The organism is Peribacillus sp. SIMBA_075 (assembly GCF_046534585.1).
In genome coordinates, this window is the sequence record NZ_JAWRYN010000043.1 from 15,513 (window position 1) to 33,451 (window position 17,939).

The following is a 17,939-nucleotide window of genomic DNA, read 5'->3' on the forward strand; positions in this document are numbered from 1 at the left end:
TTAAAGGAATGCAAATGGTTCTTGAACCTTTCATAGATATACAGATGGACGAGGAACCTACTAGCCTGAGAGCTCTTGTGGAACTTCCAGCTGCTGTTGAATCAAGTATTAGAGAATTATTAAATGATCAAAATGAAAACCAACAATTGTTGAAGCATACATACACCGAGATAGGACAACCAATTGGTTTTGAGTGATTTTTATTGACGAACGTATGTTCCGTGTTATAAAAAATATTCATGGGTAATAATGGTATAGTGGTTATTGCCACTATAATTTCAAAAGGAAGCTTGGAAGTTACTCATGCCGTGTAAAAAAATTAGAACAAAAGGAGCTATTTAACTATGACCATGAGATTGTCCCCCTATTTAATGATGAACGGAAATGCGAAGGAAGCGATCCAATTTTACGAAAAAGCATTGGATGCGAAAGTCCTTTTTAATCAAACTTTTGGAGAAATGCCAGAAAACCCGGAATTCCCTTTACCAGAAGAAGCAAAGGAACTTGTGTCACACGCAATGTTAAAGGTTGGAGAAACGGACCTCATGTTTTCAGATATGTTTCCGGGTCAAACCAGTCAAACTGGAGATCAAGTTACGATTTGTATTTCAACTAACGATATCGAAGAATCAAAGCGAATTTTTGAGTCCTTGTCGCAAGACGGACAAGTGAAAATGCCGCTCCAGGAAGCATTTTTTAGCCCTGCTTATGGGATAGTATTGGACAAATTCGGTATTACCTTTCAAATTTACACAGAGGCTCATCAATGAATTTCCTCTATGAAAAAAATATCCCCAAGCTATAGTAGCTTTTTTTGAATCTTAGTTTCAACAGAAGGCACAATAGTTGAAAAATTAAATCCCAATTTCTCATTGTTATCACTGAGAGATTGGGGTTTTTAATATGGAATATCCCTTACCGCATGGCTGAAACTTTAGATGCATATTAAAAGCTCCCTTCTTAATGAAGCATCACACAATGGAGTCCCACAAGTATTACGAGGATTCACAACAATAATTAAGGGGAGTTTTATTAAATCAAAATGCCCCTCACAGTACACACTCTTCACACTATCCCTGTATGTTTCCCTTGAATGGAGCCGTTGTTAATCTGATTAATAATGTTTGTACTCAACTAATATAAGGCTGCCTAATAACCGAAGACCACCATTTGTGTCATGTCTTGGAAAGGAAGGAAGATATCATTAATTTTTCTTTGCCATCTTAAATTTTGATACCTTTTCGTTATCCTTCTGTGATATCTGTCATCTATTCTTTAACTGTTTGTTATTTGTATTGGAATTAGCTATGCTATTATTTAAAACATTAGCATACATACAAGCCAAATAGGATGTAACAAATTACAGATGATAAAGGCAGTGCTATAGAAATAAAGTAGATAATTTCTTCCTAATGAGCATGATACCTTAAATAGGGGCATTAAAATCGAGAAAAAGCAGTCTTGAATAACTCACTCATATCATTGATCATTTAGAAAATATATACACTTCAATTGAAGTCGGTTTGAATCGTTCCTTTTTATTATATTTATATCTATTAATTTCCCGCCAAAATGCCACATCATCCATAGCCTGCTATTTACCAGAGTTAAAATGATTCATTTTTTTCAATTAATAGGGTAATATCACTCAATTTAACATTGCTTGGCGTAATAAGATGAAAAGGGGGAACTTTGTGAACACAGATCAAGCTTTCGACCTGTTAAAGGATGCAGGTGTTACAGAAAGTAGTAATATTCAAACTGTTCGACGATGGCTGCGTGAAGGAAAGATTAAATACGAGGGAGGAAACGGGAAAAGAAAAACTGGATATATTCTGGATGATACAGACCAAGCTTTCGACCTGTTAAAGGATGCAGGAATAACAGAAAGCAGTAGTATTCAAATTGTTCGACGTTGGTTACGAGAAGGTAAGGTTAAATACGGGGGAAACGGAAAGAGTAACACTGGATACATAATCGATGACAAATCCTCAAGGCTGGCAATAAATGATATATTAGATCAAAATAAGGACGAAATCATACACCGATTAAAATTAAAAATACAAGCCCAAGATAAGCAAATAGAAGGCATTGAGGAACTTAATGAGACTGCAAAAAAAATATTAATTCAGCAAAGGGATATGTATAAAAAGGAAGTAGTCATTCTAAAGAATGAAAAAAGTGAATTGCAAAATGAAACAAAGGATTTATTAAAAGAAAATATTGAATTACGTAATGAATTGATAAAAGTAAAAGCCAACATAGGAGATGATTACAATTACGGCTCCACTGCCCAATCAAATGATTATAGTGAAAAATTAGGGCTTTCAAGAATGGCAAGTTATAAAGAATTGTTAGCCGAATATAAAGGGTTATTAAAAATAACTCATCCAGACCATAACGGCAACGCAAAGGTCTTTCATTACATTAAGACTGATTTCGATAGTTTTAGAAATAGCAACAAAGGTAAATGATTTAGGGTTTAAATTCAAGAAAGAATGCTGAATAAGGTAAGGACTGTAAAGTAAAAACTAATAAGAGTTTGAATTCGAATTTAATAAAGAATCCTTGTTCTATAGTGTATTTATTTTAGAGGTTCCATGGTCTTGACAGATACATCAAATCTTATCAACCAAAGGATTTTCTCTAAAACGTGTTCAACGCTTAATGAGCAAGGCGAGTATTCGTTCTATCACGAAGAAAAAATATCGTTCTTATCCACTTCTGTATTGGATCTTCATTCAAAGAAAGTAGTAGTAGGGTATTTCTTTTCAAGTTCTATGATGACAGAATTGGTCTTAAAATCTTTTGATAACGCTCATTTTTCACAAAAGCCCTTGGTGGCTAGTTCCCTTCATACGGACCTTGGCTTACAATATACAAGCAGTGAGTTTAAATTCATCTTTTCCAAAACCACCTTATTAAGCAATCCTTTAGTCAACAAGGCTGTCCGTATGATAATGCCTGTATTGAATCCTTTCAAATGGAAACAAAGTCAATCACGTGCGATATCTCGACTATCAAACAGCTAAATTAGTGATGTTCCAATTTATTGAAGGTTGGTATAACCGAAAAAGAATTCACAGCAGCTTAGGATATAAAAGCCATTGAAGATAAAATTAGAAATACAGCTTAAGGTTTAACTTTTTGTGTCCAAAATATTGACTCAAATCCACAGTACATGGAAAAAGTGTGTTTTGAAATTAATCGAAACACGCTTTTTTATATTCAATTGAATCATCCTTTTATAAAAAAGTTTAATAATTTTTGTGATTCTTATTCAATTAAAGCCTCCGATTATGGAAGATCTCAAGCCCCTGTTACTTTGATTAATTCACAATATTTTTAAGTTAATTCCCTTTCACTTCCAGAAGTGCGTTGAAATCCATAAAGTAAAAAACTCCTTATAGAAAGAAATAAGCGGAAAATTGAAACTTATTTAATCGAACTAATGTAAATCCCTTTTAATAACACCAGTCAATATAAATGCAAAAAACAACATCTATGACTGCGTTTAGTAATATAAACAATTTGAAATTTTTTTTATCAATTTTAATATCCGCATAGAACATACCAAAAACGACCATTATTAAAAGGGAATTTCCCCAATTCCTTGGCCCTAATTTGATACTAATAGAGCATCCCTAATCATATTCTTATAATAGAAAACAATAAAAAGGGGTGTAAAGTTAGTTGATAAAAGAAAAGGTTAGCTTACGACCCATTGTAAGTAAGATAAATTTACCCACCGTTTTGAAAACAACTATTCTTCCGGGTGACTCAATTGAAAGATTATTTATTGCAACTCAGGTAGGAGAGATCTTTTACATAGGAAACGGAGTTATTAGGATTTTTTTAGATATTCGCTCGCGAATCTTAAAATTAGGTAGTTCTGAACAAGGTGTTTCAGGTAGAGGATATGATGAACGGGGATTAATAGGGCTAGCGTTTCATCCGGAATTTTATTATAATGGTTTGTTTTATCTTCATTATTCAGTAGCTGGAACACAAGGTCCAGGGGCCCTTACTGAACATTTTATGCCTAACCCGTGTGATCCCAGTACTTTAAACCTAAAATGGATAAATAGAGAAACTCAATATGATCATATTGATACAGTTGAAGAATGGATTTTACAATCGAATGGTCAACCTCAAAAACGACGGACATTACTTAACATAAGAAGACCATTTTTTAATCATAATGGTGTCAATAGCTTAAACTTTTCACCTGAAACCGGAAAACTTATTTTAACAACTGGAGATGGTGGAGCAGGCTATGATCCATTTAATTTAAGTCAAGATGATATGGAGATAGCTGGTAAAATAATTGAAATTGATGTAGTTAAGAATACATTTATCGATGATCCACCCGTAGTCACACGTTTTAATGAACTTCCCTCACCTATTCAGGAAACGCTTACGGTAATCGCAAAAGGGGTTCGCAATATAACAGGCATTTCATTTCAAAAGTTTTATAATCAGTATATCAAATATGTGGGGAATGTCGGACAGGATTTGGTAGAGTCAATTTTTTCATTCGTTAATTATAAACCAATACCGGTTACTCAGCTTATTCAAGCTTCTTTAATGAGAATTAAACCTGACCAAGATGGATTTATTAACTTTGGTTGGCGAGGGTGGGAAGGTGCTTTTCCTACTTCGTTTATAAAGGGCTGTTCTGAAAATCCGACTTTGAATGAGAAAACGATTGCTTATTACAATGACACAGTAAAAACTTCTGTGAGGCGTCTACAGCCTTTAACTAGTTATTTTCATAAAGATCCTCGACCCGATAAGTTTGCAGGAACTGCACTTACAGGAGTGCAAGCCTATATGGGGAATAGAATCCCAAATTTAACGGGAAGCGTTGTGTTTACCGATCTTGCCCGGAAGGAAGAATCTCGACCTCCGGTTAGAGGGGTTTTAGCTTATACCAGGGTAAGTTCAGATTGTAAACTAAACGATTTTAGTGTTGTTGAAACTGATTATAACTTTGGGACGCAATCAGCTTATTATGTTAGTTTGGGAACGAATCTGGATCAAACCAGACTATATTTAGGGGTTTATGGCTCTATGAAAGCGACTGATTTTAACAAAGGTACTGTTTTTGAAATTGTTCCATGATTTATTAAAACTATCGACGGCTGGAGTATTTATCATATATTAACTGTATTTGTGACAATAAAGACAAAGTAGAAAATTTCAAAATAGAGCTAATTGTAGTTTAGTAATAAAGTTTGTTCAAAAATACCTTGCACACCCATGCCCATCAACTTAAGGAATTCATTGTTCCCCAAAATGAAAAATAGGAAGGAACACAAAAGGGAGAGAATGTGCCTGTCCAAACTTGCTCATTTGAAACACGGGAATTTGTAGCTGTTCCTTGCCAAAAATAAATTTTTTTATCGGGACCAAGATAACACCGCTTTTTGATGATCTCCAATCTAGGTAAATCCTGAACTAATATCCTTCTTGGAACCATCTGGTCTTACAATAATAATTAATCCCTGGTGTGCAACATAGATATTACCTTTGTGAAAAAAGTGAAAAACTGGCAAGTGGGGGGAACCCTCAGCTATTACTCTTGTTCCGCTTGGAGTAAGCCTAAATACTTTACCATTTCCAGAAGAAATTTTAGCATCTGCAATTAGCATTTCCCATCGATCCGTAACCGTTAATTTAATTGGAGTTGTAGACGTTTGCAAATACTTTAATTTTTTAAATAACCATGGAGGGGCAATCCTCATTCCAATTGATTACTAACAGGAAATATAGCATAAAGCGAAAGGTAATGAATAGTATAGAAAGTGACAAATTGGTTGTTTTTTGGGGGGGGGGTTTAATCAATCGGTTTGTTCGTTATTGGTATCAATCGATGATAGGGACAGCTGCAAACTATGTTCCTGTGAGAAAAATGACCCTTGCAACCAAGTTAGTTATTACAGCCTTATTGAGTACATTTTCCACTATGCTTCAATCAGCAGGGGGCTTTATGCCTGGTATAGGCTTTCTAATTAGTTTTCTGGCGACATTACCAATTTTTTTAGCTACTTGTTTTTCTATCCGCCAGGGAATCCTCTCTTATACCCTTACGATTTTCCTTTTATTTATTATTCAGCCGAGTGAACTAATTATCTTTCCCTTTACAACAGGTTTATTAGGCCTTGCGATGGGTGTGGCCTTTTTACAGTTGAAGAGGAGAATTGTGGTTGTTTCCTTTTCAGCAATATGTCTACTTACGGGTATCATGGTGATTCTGTATGTATTTCGTTTTCCAGTGCTAGGCCCCACTGTTGATCAAACTATGGATCCAAAGGTTATTGCAATAATATTTATATTGAGTTTTCTATACTGCTGGTTCTTCGCGGAACTTTGTAGAATACTCATGAGTAGATTGTTTCGGGCATTGCCTTAACAGTTGAGTAAAATCTTTTTGAACGAATAAATTGAGTTTGGACGTTTGGGGTATAAGGGCGTGGAAACTCTAGCGGATGTTCCTCATGCTTTTCCACCTTTACATACTGCCTGTTGGGTAAGTGGTGTGCAAATACATAACATAACTGCATGGTGAAAAGAAATGCAAAGTTAAGCTAATAAGAACTTGGATATCCGGATTGCCAAACAAACATTACACTGGATGGAGCTTACTTTGAAATGCCTTAAAGCATTTAATAGCAGAAGAGTAAGACGAAGTTTTGAAAGGTCCATGGACAAGTCTTAATTAGGCTATTGGTCATTTATTTGATTTCACCTTGTGGCCATATTTTATCAGGAAAATCCTTAATGAACTAATAGGTGTATTAGCATTCCTGTAGATCGTTAAATATCAGGTTTGAAAAAAATAGAGCCCCTCAGTAAGATACGAGTATAGAGACCAATCTAACTCAAAATCTTAAGGAGGAAGCCCTACTATGAATTTTAAAATGCAAAACAAACAAAATCAACTAATTGAGAGAATTACGGATCAACATCTAGTTGTTGGTGTGGATATTGCCCAACACGTACACGTGGCCCGTGCAGTAAACTATCGGGGCATTGTGGTCGGAAAACCTTTGTCTTTTCAAAATAACGAAGAGGGTTTTACTAGCTTACTAAACTGGATCAAGGAACTAAAACACTTGAAAAACTTAGACACCACGATAGTCGGAATGGAACCTACCGGTCATTATTGGATAAACCTTTCAAAGTGGCTAGTCAAACAAAACATTGATGTTGTCACGGTCAATCCTCACCATGTCAAAAGAAACAAAGAAAATCGTGATAATACGCAATCCAAAAGTGATAAAAAAGATGCCCTTGTCATCGCTGATATGGTGAAGAATGGCTACTATGCCTTCGTTCGTTCCACTTCAGAATCATTTGAAAAACTTCGTGTCCTTATGGCTAACCGAGATGTGATCGTTAAGCGTCTTGTTAGCTCCATCAACCAAATTAATCGCTGGGTGGATGTTGTCTTTCCCGAGCTCCGGGAAGTGTTTAAAGACGTATCATGTAAAGGGGCAATCGCAACCCTACGCCTCTTTCCTACCCCAGCTGAATTATGTTCCTTACAGCCTCAAGATATCGTAACCGGGTGGAAATCATGTATGAAGCGACATTCCGGGCATAAAAAAGCCCATTCCCTGCTTGCGTTGGCCAAGCGTTCAATTGGTACGAAACAAGCCCTTGATGCGTATAAACTTCACTTGGGACAGTTATTAGAGGAATATGATCTCGCTTCATCCCAACTCGAAAGAGTGACGCAAGAAGTCACAAACGTCTTGGAACAGATTCCATTCGTTAAGCAATTACTTGCCATTAAAGGAATCAGCGAGATTTCACTAGCGGGCATCTTAGGAGAAGCTGGAGATCTAAGTGGGTTCGCTCACGGGAATGCGCTCCTTCGTCATGCAGGATTGCATCTAGCTGAAGCAAGCTCTGGGAAGTGGAAAGGCCAAATTGTTCTTTCCAAACGTGGAAGATCACGCCTGCGGCGTTACCTTTTCCTTGCGACCATGAGTCTGGTGATGAATAACCCTGAGTTTAAAGCCCTACACTCGAACAATGTTAAAGTAAAGAAGATTAAGAAAATGAAATCCATCATGAAACTATGTGGAAAACTTGCCCGTGTTCTAGTAGGGATTGCTCGTAATGGCTCTGCCTATAAACCGGAAATGGTCTTCCCTCTTGAACAACTAGCAGCGTAAATTTACATTCACATTGTTATTAACGAAAGTTGGCTTATTCGTAGGATTTCAAAGAAAGCACGAAGTACTGGATGTAATGAACAAAAGGGCAATGACCCGTTCCGTTAGCAAAACCGGCCTCCACCCCTTGGATAGGTATGACGAAGGAATGAAAGGGCATAGGATTATGACCCGTTGAGACATGGGAGGGAAAGCCTCCAAGGGCAGCGTGGAAAATGCGTGCAGCATATGTAATAATATGGGATTTTTAATGGATCCCCTATTTCAATCTGTCCTCATCTTATCAAAACGGTCCTATCTCTTTCGTTCATCTAAAGCAACCTATACCATGTGGTATGAAATCCTGCGAATAAGCGAGTATTCGTGAGCATTATCTATTAAACTGAGGGAGTTCATTAAGGAACTCGATGAGAAAAAAGGATGTCTATTTTCTGTTTTTTCTCGAACTTCATTCTTCATCTATTAAAACAGATATAAAGGTTTGAAGGAGACAGTTATGTGGGAGCAGGAAGTGAATTACATCTATCATTTTTAAACCATCTGACATTTGGAGACTATTTTTTCCTTCTCATCCATTGTGTTGCAACCCATTTTTCTCCAGTAATAACTGGAGCTCCACCATGTAAAGTCAGGTCGTTAAGGTTTTGATCGTTATAGAAATATTCAAAATACACTGCCATTCTTTTTTGAGGTGATACTGAAAAATTCAGTTTAGGAAAAAAAGTTTCTCCCCCATGCTCTACATCATTTAAGTACATGATGATTGTCCTGATTCTATTATTTTTTTTCTATACTTGAAGATGTAAAAAAATCAAAATGAGCTTATATACTTGCCCAGGAGTATATTTAAAATTTGAATACCATCTCCATGTTCAGGGGTAGATTCATGATTGTTGAAATCCGTTTTTCAATTTTGGTAATGATGTCATATTCATTTTCTTCAAAAAACATACTACTGCCCGTTCTTATCTCATTTACTTCGTGCTTAACTCCAATTTTGGAACGATTCATTCTGTCTTTTGACAATTTAATAAGCCCGTCAAATTCTTCGTGACTCAAAACATTCCCTAATATTACAATTAGTGCTTCAACTAATCTAGCAATTACATTAATTTCTCGGTCTTCCGTTTTGATTTTATTTCCAATATGATTAAAAATAGTTTGTTCTTTACTTATAAAGGAATTTCAGGTTCAGCTTCAGAATCAATTAATTAAACAACTAGATGAGACTTTAAATAAAATCTTACACGAAATGACGAAGATTTCACAACCACTAGAAAATATTCAAGCCCAACTCCAACTCCAAGAATAACAACAGAAGGAACTTCAGATTCAACTTCAGAATCAGTTAATTAAACAACAAGATCAAACTTCAAATAAAATCTTATATGAAATAACGAAGATTTCACAACCACAACCCCTCCAATTAAAATTGGCTTTTAGCATAATCATACACTTGATTTAGATTTAGATAAAAAGGCGCAGATTGCAATGTTAATAGCAATTAGCAGTAGTAGTAATACAAATTAAGATGAAACTGAATAAAGAAGAAAAGGCTGAGATGAACTGTGCCCCATTTTACGGACAGTATAATAAAGCGCCTAAGCGGCTAATATGTGGTCCCGGTATTGTACCGGGGCCATTTTCTTTAGCCCCCATTGATAACGATGATTATTATAATCTTCAATAACTCGATCAACTTCTTCCTTCTTATCCGTTAAATTACTACAAATTTTATATTCTGCCAAATCCTTAAAGTTGCCAAAGAAACTTTCCATTGGCGCATTATCCCAACAGTTTCCCTTGGGGGACATGGATTGGGTTAGCCCAAGTTCCTTCACTTTGTTTTGAAATAGCGGATAGGGTGTAATGGAAGCCTTGGTCATAATGCAGGATTGCATTCCGATCAAACTCGTGATTCACAGCCTGCCTTAGCTTGTTTAAAGTTTCATAAACGTAATGGCGTGGATAAATGATATGTAACTATTTCTTTTGTAGCCACATCTTCCTAAGTTGATCCTCTACAGACTGTGGCTTGGAATAAGGGCGTCCTGTACTTCCTTTTCCACGGCGTTCCATAAGGAAGCCTTCCTCACCAAACCTTTCAAAGGTATCACGCCAGCGCTGTAGACAACTTAGGTTTGTTCCTTACCAATTATTTCGAGATTAAATCCATGTTATATGAAAATTTGAGAGGGGAATTTCCCCTTTTTATATTCCTTAACAGCTTTTGTTTTAAATTCCGGACTATAGGAAATTGTCGCTCGGAAGTACTTATGATATTTGGATTCTTTTCAAGTTTTTTAATCTGAAATTCAGTATATATATTCTTACTCATAGAAACCCTCCGTCCATACTCAGTACATCTATTGAAACTTAAAAGACCCCGGAAAAGGGACACTTTTTTATGTGTGTCTGTTATCAGGGGGATAGTTCAAGAAAGCCCCTTCTTTTTTATTTGAAAACTAAAAGGGGAAAGGAAAGTTAAAAACCGCTTATAAATTATTCACTAAAAACGGGACTTGCGATACCCATTATATTAATCAAAGAAATTGTTGCTCTCATTTCTGACAGCTGGAGTTTTTCAAAGAAAGAAAAAAGGAAATCGTTTGGCTACAAAGCCGAGAAAAAGCTCACACAGTGGTTTATTATATCGACCATTACTCTAAAACCATGGTAACTCCATTGCATAAAAAGTGTAATGGAGTTTTTAATTTGGCACTAACCGACAGGTTGCGACGCTCGGCCACAGCCAGTTTGGGATGTATAGCCTACTGGTCCCCGTTAAATAAAAAAGGACTAATTGGGCTTCTAACTAGACCGGAAGTTGTCCTATTGCATATAAAGGATTAATGAATGACAAAGGGAGGCAGCTTATGAAAATCCGAAAGGCCATTATTCCGGCCGCAGGCCTTGGGACCCGATTTTTGCCTGCAACAAAAGCTCAGGCTAAGGAAATGCTGCCGATTGTTGATAAACCAACGATTCAATATATTGTTGAAGAAGCAGTAGCTTCGGGTATAGAGGAAATTATTATCATAATCGGTAGAGGAAAAAGATCAATAGAGGATCATTTTGATAAATCCTATGAGTTGGAAGATGCACTTTTAAGAAAAAATCAGCTAGATATTTTAGAGGAAGTTCAGAAAATATCTAGTTTGGCAAATATCTATTATGTCCGCCAAAAGGAACCGATGGGGCTAGGACATGCAATTCTCTGTGCTAAAAACTTCATTGGAAATGAACCTTTTGCTGTTTTGTTAGGGGATGACATCGTTATGTCTAAAACACCCTGTTTGCAACAAATCATCAGTGTTTTTGAGTATTGCAACAGTTCCGTCGTAGCTGTTCAGAATGTACCGGAAAAGGATGTCATTAAATATGGAATTATTAAGCCAAAAGGTACAATGATTGAGCCTAACCTTTTTCATATCGATTCTTTGGTGGAAAAACCGAAAAGGGAAGAGGCTCCTTCCAGATATGCGATAATGGGGCGTTATGTTTTTAGACCTGAGATTTTTGAAACACTATCAAAGATTCCGGTTGGACATGTTAATGAATTACAACTTACTGATGCCATAAATGAGCTAAATAAGCAGCAGGCCGTATTAGCATATAACTTTGAGGGAGACCGATATGATATTGGTGATAAAGTTGGATTCATTAAAGCAACAATCGACTTTGCTTTACGCAGGGATGATATAAGAGATGAAGTACTTTCCTATTTAAGGGATGTAATTAAGAAAGAAAACCTTCAGATTAAAAAGAGAGAGCTTGAATAATATGAAAATAGCCGTTTTGGGTACAGGTTATGTCGGGCTGTCCACTGGTGTTTGTTTGTCCGAAATAGGGCATAGTGTCATTTGTATCGATACAGATGAACAGAAAATTAAAAGTTTACGTCAAGGGGTTTCTCCAATATATGAACCGGGTCTGGAGAATTTGCTTGCTCAAAATGCCGCAGCGGGCAGACTGCTGTTTACAACATCTCATCGAGAGGCGCTAAATGGTGCCGAGATTATTATCATTGCAGTAGGTACACCGCAAATGGAGGATGGGGGAGCAGATTTATCGTATATTGTGCAAGCCGCGAAGGATATTGCTGCGAACCTAGTGCAGAGTTCAGTAGTTGTTATAAAGAGTACTGTGCCAGTTGGTACGAATGATTTTATTAAAAAAATTATGGAAGAACTTTGTAACGAAAAGGTCACCTTTAATATGGTTTCTAATCCTGAATTTTTAAGACAAGGATCAGCCGTTATGGATACGATGAAAGCAGATAGAATCATCATCGGTTCTGAAAATGATGAGGCGGCTAAGAAAGTCCAAGAAATGTATCGTCCGTTAAATGTACCATTTATACTAACAAGTATTAGAAGTGCGGAAATGATAAAGTATGCTTCAAATGCCTTTTTGGCGACTAAGATTAGCTTTATCAATGAAGTTGCCAATTTATGCGGAGCAGTAGGTGCAGATGTTAAAGATGTAGCAAAGGGAATGGGAAAAGATAAAAGGATTGGAGAAGCTTTTTTACAGCCCGGTATTGGTTATGGTGGATCTTGTTTTCCAAAGGATGTTAAAGCGTTGCTTCATACTGCCAAGTTAAATGGAGTACATTTTTCCCTGTTAAAAGAAACAGTAGCGATTAATGATTTTCAGCAGGAAATCCTTGTAACGAAAGCGATAAATCGCTTGGGGGATTTAAAAGGGAAAAAGGTTGCAATGCTTGGTCTTGCTTTCAAGCCAGAGACAGACGATATGAGGGAAGCGCCATCAATCAAAATTGCGCGTTCATTAACCAAACTTGGAGCAGAAGTGGTAGCTTATGATCCGGTGGCAATAGATAATGCGAAGAAGATATTAGGGGATACAATTAGATTTGCCAGCTCAGTCCGCGAAGCGACATTGGATGCGGATGCTGTATTTATTGTTACCGAATGGAATGAGTTTAGACAATTAGACCTGGAGACATTGATGAATACAATGAGACAACCGATTATTTTTGATGGCAGAAATTGTCTTGAAGAAGACCGAATCAGAGCGTGCAAGAAAATTGAATATTACCCAATAGGAAGACCAGCAATTGTTATTGGTATGACATAAAGCGAAAACATTTTCTAACACTTCATTAACCCGAACATGATTCTTTAAAGGCATATATTAAGTTCAAACTGGAAATACAGCACCTTTGATAGTTCTTGGGTGCTTTTTTATATTTCTTTAAATGGAAGAAATATCTTCATCGACCCATTGTTTGCAAATAATCTTGAGTCATGGCATTTATTTCAATCCACCCTTTGTATTAGGCAAACGCATACTCTATGCCATTTAGCCTTACTGTATGTTATTAGTCCATGCGTACCTAAAGAGTCCTGCATAATATACTTGAAAAGGTCCAGGAAAATTTGCTTACTATGCATGAAAGGAGATCATTTATTTGCACACAGTTATGCATTTGAATTTAAGAGTCGACCCGACCCAATATATATCACAGATTAGAGAAGTTCCTGATTATGATTATATCCATATGGTACGACAACCAAAGGATATGATAGATCTTTCCCTTTTGAATGAGAAAGTTCATTATCTCAATGAAATTTTCTCACCGAAAGAATATATGAAAAGAAATAATATCTCCCTCTTACATGCTCACCATGGTCAATTAGGGATGTTATTACTTCCTTTTAAAGAGGAAACAAACCTCCCGTTGGTAACAAGTATAAGAGGCAGGGATGCAACCCTAGCTAATCAGCCCATTGGCTATCTAGATAACATGAAAAAGCTATTTGATCGAGGTGAGCGTTTTTTTCCAGTTTGTCAGTACTTGGCGGATAGGTTGATTGCTTGGGGTTGTCCTTCAGAAAAAATCAGAGTGCTCTATGGGGGCGTAGACCTTAACGAATTCAATTACCGTACCCCACATAAAGGGGGCTCTCAAAACATTTTATCCATCGGTAGGTTGGTGGAAAAAAAAGGACATCACATCTTAATGCAAGCTTTTCAAAAAATCAGAGATAAATTTCCAAATGCAACCCTGTCTATTATCGGAAAGGGGGAGCTTGAAGAATATCTCATTTCATTGGCAAATCAACTTAATTTAGGTGACTCTTTTCGTTTATTGAATCATCTCCCTAAAGATCAAGTACGAGAACAAATGACCAATGCGGATATATTCTGCGCCGCGAGCTTAGAAGCTGCCAATGGAGATGTAGAAGGTATACCTAATACATTAAAAGAAGCTATGGCGATTGGGGTACCAGTGATTTCGACCAATCATGCCGGCATCCCTGAATTAATCACTCATAACAAAGAGGGGGTTTTAGTACAAGAAAACAATGTAGATGAACTGGCAGATGCTCTTGAATTCATGCTAACTAACAGAGAGATATGGGAAACATATACAGTATCGGCTCGTCAAAAAGTCGAACAAAACTTTAACCTCGTCCATCAGCTTCAACAACAAGCTGAATTTTATGATGAACTTGTAGCCCCTTATAAAGTAGGTAAACAATATTCAGTAACACCTCGCCAAATAGTTAAAAAAATCCTTAAGGAGACTCCACAGCCTCAACAGCATGGCAAGTATGATGGCGAAACAATTGCGCCTAGAAAAAAAGTCGATTTAGCCAGAAATGCCCTTATTTATATGCAACAGCTACAACAGCTACAACAGCTACAACAGCTACAGCAGCTACAGCAGCTACAACAGCTACAGCAGCTACAACAGCAGACTAAAGATAAAGTCATAGATGTACTTGTAGCATCTAATAAAAATGACAAAAAAGCTAAAATTAAAGAGAAGGCTAAAGATGAAAAAATAGAATCTCGTAAAAAAGAAAAAAAGGCTCAAAAAGCCGAAAAAATTAAAAAAGCCCTTAGAGCAGTTAGGAGGAAATCATGGAGGATTTTAAAACCATTACTGTAACCAAAGGTGAAAAATCTTTGGAAATTCACAATCCCACTACCTATTCGCTGATAGGAATGGGGGTTCAAGGAGCAGTATTTAAACTTTCAGAAGATAAATGTGTAAAAATCTATTCAGACCCAGTACAAGCGGAAATGGAGGAAGAAGCTCTTAAAGCTGGAAAACATCTACCCTTTATGCCATTGGTGTATGAAACAGGACCAAACTATATAGTCATGGAATATTTTAATGCGCCAACCTTAAAAGAATATCTGAGAAAATGCACGTATATCCCTGATTCTATAGTAAAGAAACTTCTCTATATATTAAAAGAATTAAAACAAGCAAAATTCACCATGATAGATGCCCCCCTACGTCATATTTTTGTCGTTGGTGACGAGGAACTTAAGGTGATTGACCATACAAACTCCTTTAAAAGGATGCACCCTGTACCATTAAAATTATTAAGAGATTTAAAAATGATCCTTTTAAAGGAATCGTTCTTAGCCCAAGTGAAAAAGCTTGAACCGGACACCTACAATGAGTGGGAGGATTACTTCAATCAAAATAGTTTGGACTTTAGAAACATTCCCGTCCTCTCTGGAGGGTCAGGTAATGAAGTAAAAGTGGATAGCGCTATAACACAAACACTCATTGGAAAAGGGCATCAAGGTGCTGTTTATCGAGTGTCTGAAGACAGATGCGTTAAACTTTACGGGAAAACTGAACATGCAAAACAGGAAAAAATGGTTCTTTTATCAAGTCAAGACTTGCCTTTTATCCCGAAAGTCTTTGAAACAGGACCAAATTATATTTTAATGGAATATCTAGTAGGACCAGATTTAAATACGTTTCTTAAAAAACAATCTGTACTTTCTGAGGACATAACAAGACGATTACTCTATATATTAAAAACAATGGAAAAATCAGGTTTCAAACAAATTGATGCCCCATTACGGCATATTATCATAACCAAGAATGGTTTTAAATTAGTCGACCATGTGTACTCTTTTTCACGTGAACAAAAAAGGCCTCTCGAGTTATTTAAAGACCTGCGTGAAAGAAATTTTTTAGATTCTTTTTTGGAACAAGTGAAGGCGATAGATCCTGGTACGTATGCTGAATGGACAAAAACGCCAATCCCATTAACTGAAAATGATAATACTCTTGTATAGTCATAGTTATGTAACTGGAACTTAACGAAAAAAGGTAAAAAGGTATTTCGCCTATTTTGTTGAGGTTTTATATCACAAAAAAGGAGCATATCAAAACCTATGGTGATTTTGCTTTCAACGGTTTCCAAAATCGTTTTCACTTAAACTTCAATCGTAAATGCTTAATCATAGCGGGTATAAGAGTGAAAAACTCATAAGACTTAAAGCGAAAGAGGATATCATGTCAATCGTGAATTACGAATAAAACTAAGTCTCTTCACAATGAAGATGTTGAGTTTGCTTCCTCTTTATATCCGTCATAATGAACTTTGTTCTGTTGCTCTAAAGGGTCAAAAGTTTAAATATATAAATAATGCTTACACAGTGTTCCGGAAAGTTGTCAAAATCCTATTGTATATAGAAAGGATTGGAATTAATGTTATGAACATTTTAGTAACAGGGGCTGCAGGATTCATTGGTTTCCATTTAACAAAACGTTTGTTAACCCTAGATATCAATGTTATAGGAGTAGACAATATTAATGATTATTATGATGTTATTTTAAAAAATAATCGACTCAAGATATTAAAAGAAAACCCTGATTTTGAATTCCACAAATTGGATTTGTCTAATAAAGAAAAATTAAATCAATTATTTAAAGACAGAACCATTGATATAGTCATTAACTTAGCCGCTCAGGCTGGAGTACGTTATAGCATAGAGAACCCGGATTCTTATGTTAATTCCAACCTGGTTGGATTTGTAAATATCTTAGAGGTCTGTCGACAAAATAATGTAAAGCACTTAATTTATGCATCTTCCAGTTCTGTATATGGAGCAAATACAAATATCCCCTTCTCAACCAAAGACCCAGTAGATCATCCAGTAAGTTTATATGCTGCCACTAAAAAGTCTAATGAATTAATGGCTCATACTTATAGTCATTTATATAATATTCCAACCACAGGACTCCGTTTCTTTACGGTGTATGGTCCATGGGGGAGACCTGATATGGCTTATTACTCTTTTACTAAAAATATTATTGAAGAGAAAACAATAAAGGTTTTTAATAATGGAGATATGAGAAGAGACTTTACTTATATTGATGATATTGTTGAAGGAATAATCCGATTACTTAATAAACCACCGGTTTATAATACTGGATGGGATCGAGCTCACCCCGATCCAAGTTCAAGCTATGCACCATACAAAATTTATAATATCGGTAACAATAAGCCCATAAAATTAATGGATTTCATTATCACATTAGAGAAACTAATTGAAAAAAAGGCAAAAATAGAATTCTTACCGATGCAACCGGGAGATGTTAAGGAGACATATGCAGATATTGCCGATTTGCATGCTGATGTGGGGTTCTGTCCTTCAACAACGATAGAAGAAGGTTTAACTCATTTTGTAAATTGGTACAAAAAGTACATTAAATAAGGAAAAAAGAAGCAGTGAATTTTTCCTGAGTGGGATTTTAGTAGATAAAAATCATGATGGAATCTCTGCTTCAGTCAGTAAGTTTAAAAAATTTCAAACACTCAACATGATAATGATAACAAAAGATGAGGTAATGGCGTCAGGCCTTGAGAAAAAATAATTCGGCATAGGTCAAGTTTCAATAACGTTGAAAACCTTCTTTATCATCTTTATAATGCTTATAAAAAATCCATAAATCAATTCCTCCTG

The 17,939-nt window shown here is 36.2% G+C and carries 12 protein-coding genes and 2 pseudogenes; 12 read left to right on the top strand and 2 right to left on the bottom strand.

The features are described from left to right. The first annotated feature begins 14 nt into the window (after positions 1–14). The 7 genes from SB775_RS22315 to SB775_RS22345 all read left to right on the top strand — a co-directional run bounded on the left by SB775_RS22315 (position 15) and on the right by SB775_RS22345 (position 8,186). Complete coding sequence (locus tag SB775_RS22315; protein ID WP_318686677.1) at positions 15–197, top strand: hypothetical protein; 183 nt, start codon at positions 15–17, stop codon at positions 195–197. 147 nt (positions 198–344) lie between these two features. After that, complete coding sequence (locus tag SB775_RS22320) at positions 345–770, top strand: VOC family protein (protein ID WP_410863379.1); 426 nt, start codon at positions 345–347, stop codon at positions 768–770. Between the two features lie 924 nt (positions 771–1,694). Then, a complete protein-coding gene (locus tag SB775_RS22325; RefSeq protein ID WP_410863380.1) occupies positions 1,695–2,474 on the top strand; it encodes a hypothetical protein in 780 nt (259 codons plus the stop codon). A 132-nt stretch (positions 2,475–2,606) separates the two neighbouring features. Then, positions 2,607–3,032, top strand: a complete 426-nt coding sequence (locus SB775_RS22330) for a hypothetical protein (protein ID WP_410863382.1) — start codon at positions 2,607–2,609, stop codon at positions 3,030–3,032. A gap of 661 nt (positions 3,033–3,693) precedes the next feature. Next, entirely contained in the window at positions 3,694–5,124 is a 1,431-nt protein-coding gene (locus tag SB775_RS22335) for a PQQ-dependent sugar dehydrogenase (protein ID WP_410863384.1), read from the top strand. A 718-nt stretch (positions 5,125–5,842) separates the two neighbouring features. After that, positions 5,843–6,415 (top strand): hypothetical protein, encoded by a 573-nt coding sequence (locus SB775_RS22340; protein ID WP_410863403.1) that lies wholly within the window; start codon positions 5,843–5,845, stop codon positions 6,413–6,415. Between the two features lie 496 nt (positions 6,416–6,911). After that, positions 6,912–8,186, top strand: a complete 1,275-nt coding sequence (locus SB775_RS22345) for an IS110 family RNA-guided transposase (protein WP_410863386.1) — start codon at positions 6,912–6,914, stop codon at positions 8,184–8,186. 554 nt (positions 8,187–8,740) lie between these two features. Here SB775_RS22345 and SB775_RS22350 read toward each other — a convergent pair. Together SB775_RS22350 and SB775_RS22355 are read right to left on the bottom strand one after the other, a co-directional pair. Further along, positions 8,741–9,362 (bottom strand): annotated as a pseudogene (locus SB775_RS22350) (2OG-Fe(II) oxygenase). Positions 9,363–9,787: 425 nt separating this feature from the next. Next, positions 9,788–10,076, bottom strand: a pseudogene (locus tag SB775_RS22355) (integrase core domain-containing protein); the annotation flags it as partial. A 986-nt stretch (positions 10,077–11,062) separates the two neighbouring features. Here SB775_RS22355 and galU point away from each other — a divergent pair. The 5 genes from galU (at position 11,063) to SB775_RS22380 (ending at position 17,690) form a co-directional block, all read left to right on the top strand. Beyond that, complete coding sequence (galU, locus tag SB775_RS22360) at positions 11,063–11,968, top strand: UTP--glucose-1-phosphate uridylyltransferase GalU (protein WP_410863387.1); 906 nt, start codon at positions 11,063–11,065, stop codon at positions 11,966–11,968. 1 nt (position 11,969) lies between these two features. Beyond that, complete coding sequence (locus SB775_RS22365; protein WP_410863389.1) at positions 11,970–13,289, top strand: UDP-glucose dehydrogenase family protein; 1,320 nt, start codon at positions 11,970–11,972, stop codon at positions 13,287–13,289. Positions 13,290–13,623: 334 nt separating this feature from the next. Continuing rightward, on the top strand, positions 13,624–15,111 hold the full coding sequence (locus SB775_RS22370; RefSeq protein WP_410863391.1) for a glycosyltransferase: 1,488 nt from the start codon (positions 13,624–13,626) through the stop codon (positions 15,109–15,111). Next, on the top strand, positions 15,084–16,265 hold the full coding sequence (locus SB775_RS22375; RefSeq protein ID WP_410863393.1) for a hypothetical protein: 1,182 nt from the start codon (positions 15,084–15,086) through the stop codon (positions 16,263–16,265). The genes SB775_RS22370 and SB775_RS22375 overlap by 28 nt, the downstream gene beginning before the upstream one ends. Positions 16,266–16,685: 420 nt before the next feature. Next, a complete protein-coding gene (locus SB775_RS22380; RefSeq protein ID WP_410863394.1) occupies positions 16,686–17,690 on the top strand; it encodes an NAD-dependent epimerase in 1,005 nt (334 codons plus the stop codon). The last annotated feature ends 249 nt before the right edge of the window (positions 17,691–17,939 follow it).

What these genes read in the sequence shown, in the direction of transcription:
- SB775_RS22375 (WP_410863393.1), top strand. Translation starts at nt 15,084, where the DNA reads ATGGAGGATTTTAAAACCATTACTGTAACCAAAGGTGAAAAATCTTTG.
- galU (WP_410863387.1), top strand. Translation starts at nt 11,063, where the DNA reads ATGAAAATCCGAAAGGCCATTATTCCGGCCGCAGGCCTTGGGACCCGA.
- SB775_RS22345 (WP_410863386.1), top strand. Translation starts at nt 6,912, where the DNA reads ATGAATTTTAAAATGCAAAACAAACAAAATCAACTAATTGAGAGAATT.
- SB775_RS22320 (WP_410863379.1), top strand. Translation starts at nt 345, where the DNA reads ATGACCATGAGATTGTCCCCCTATTTAATGATGAACGGAAATGCGAAG.
- SB775_RS22380 (WP_410863394.1), top strand. Translation starts at nt 16,686, where the DNA reads ATGAACATTTTAGTAACAGGGGCTGCAGGATTCATTGGTTTCCATTTA.
- SB775_RS22365 (WP_410863389.1), top strand. Translation starts at nt 11,970, where the DNA reads ATGAAAATAGCCGTTTTGGGTACAGGTTATGTCGGGCTGTCCACTGGT.
- SB775_RS22315 (WP_318686677.1), top strand. Translation starts at nt 15, where the DNA reads ATGGTTCTTGAACCTTTCATAGATATACAGATGGACGAGGAACCTACT.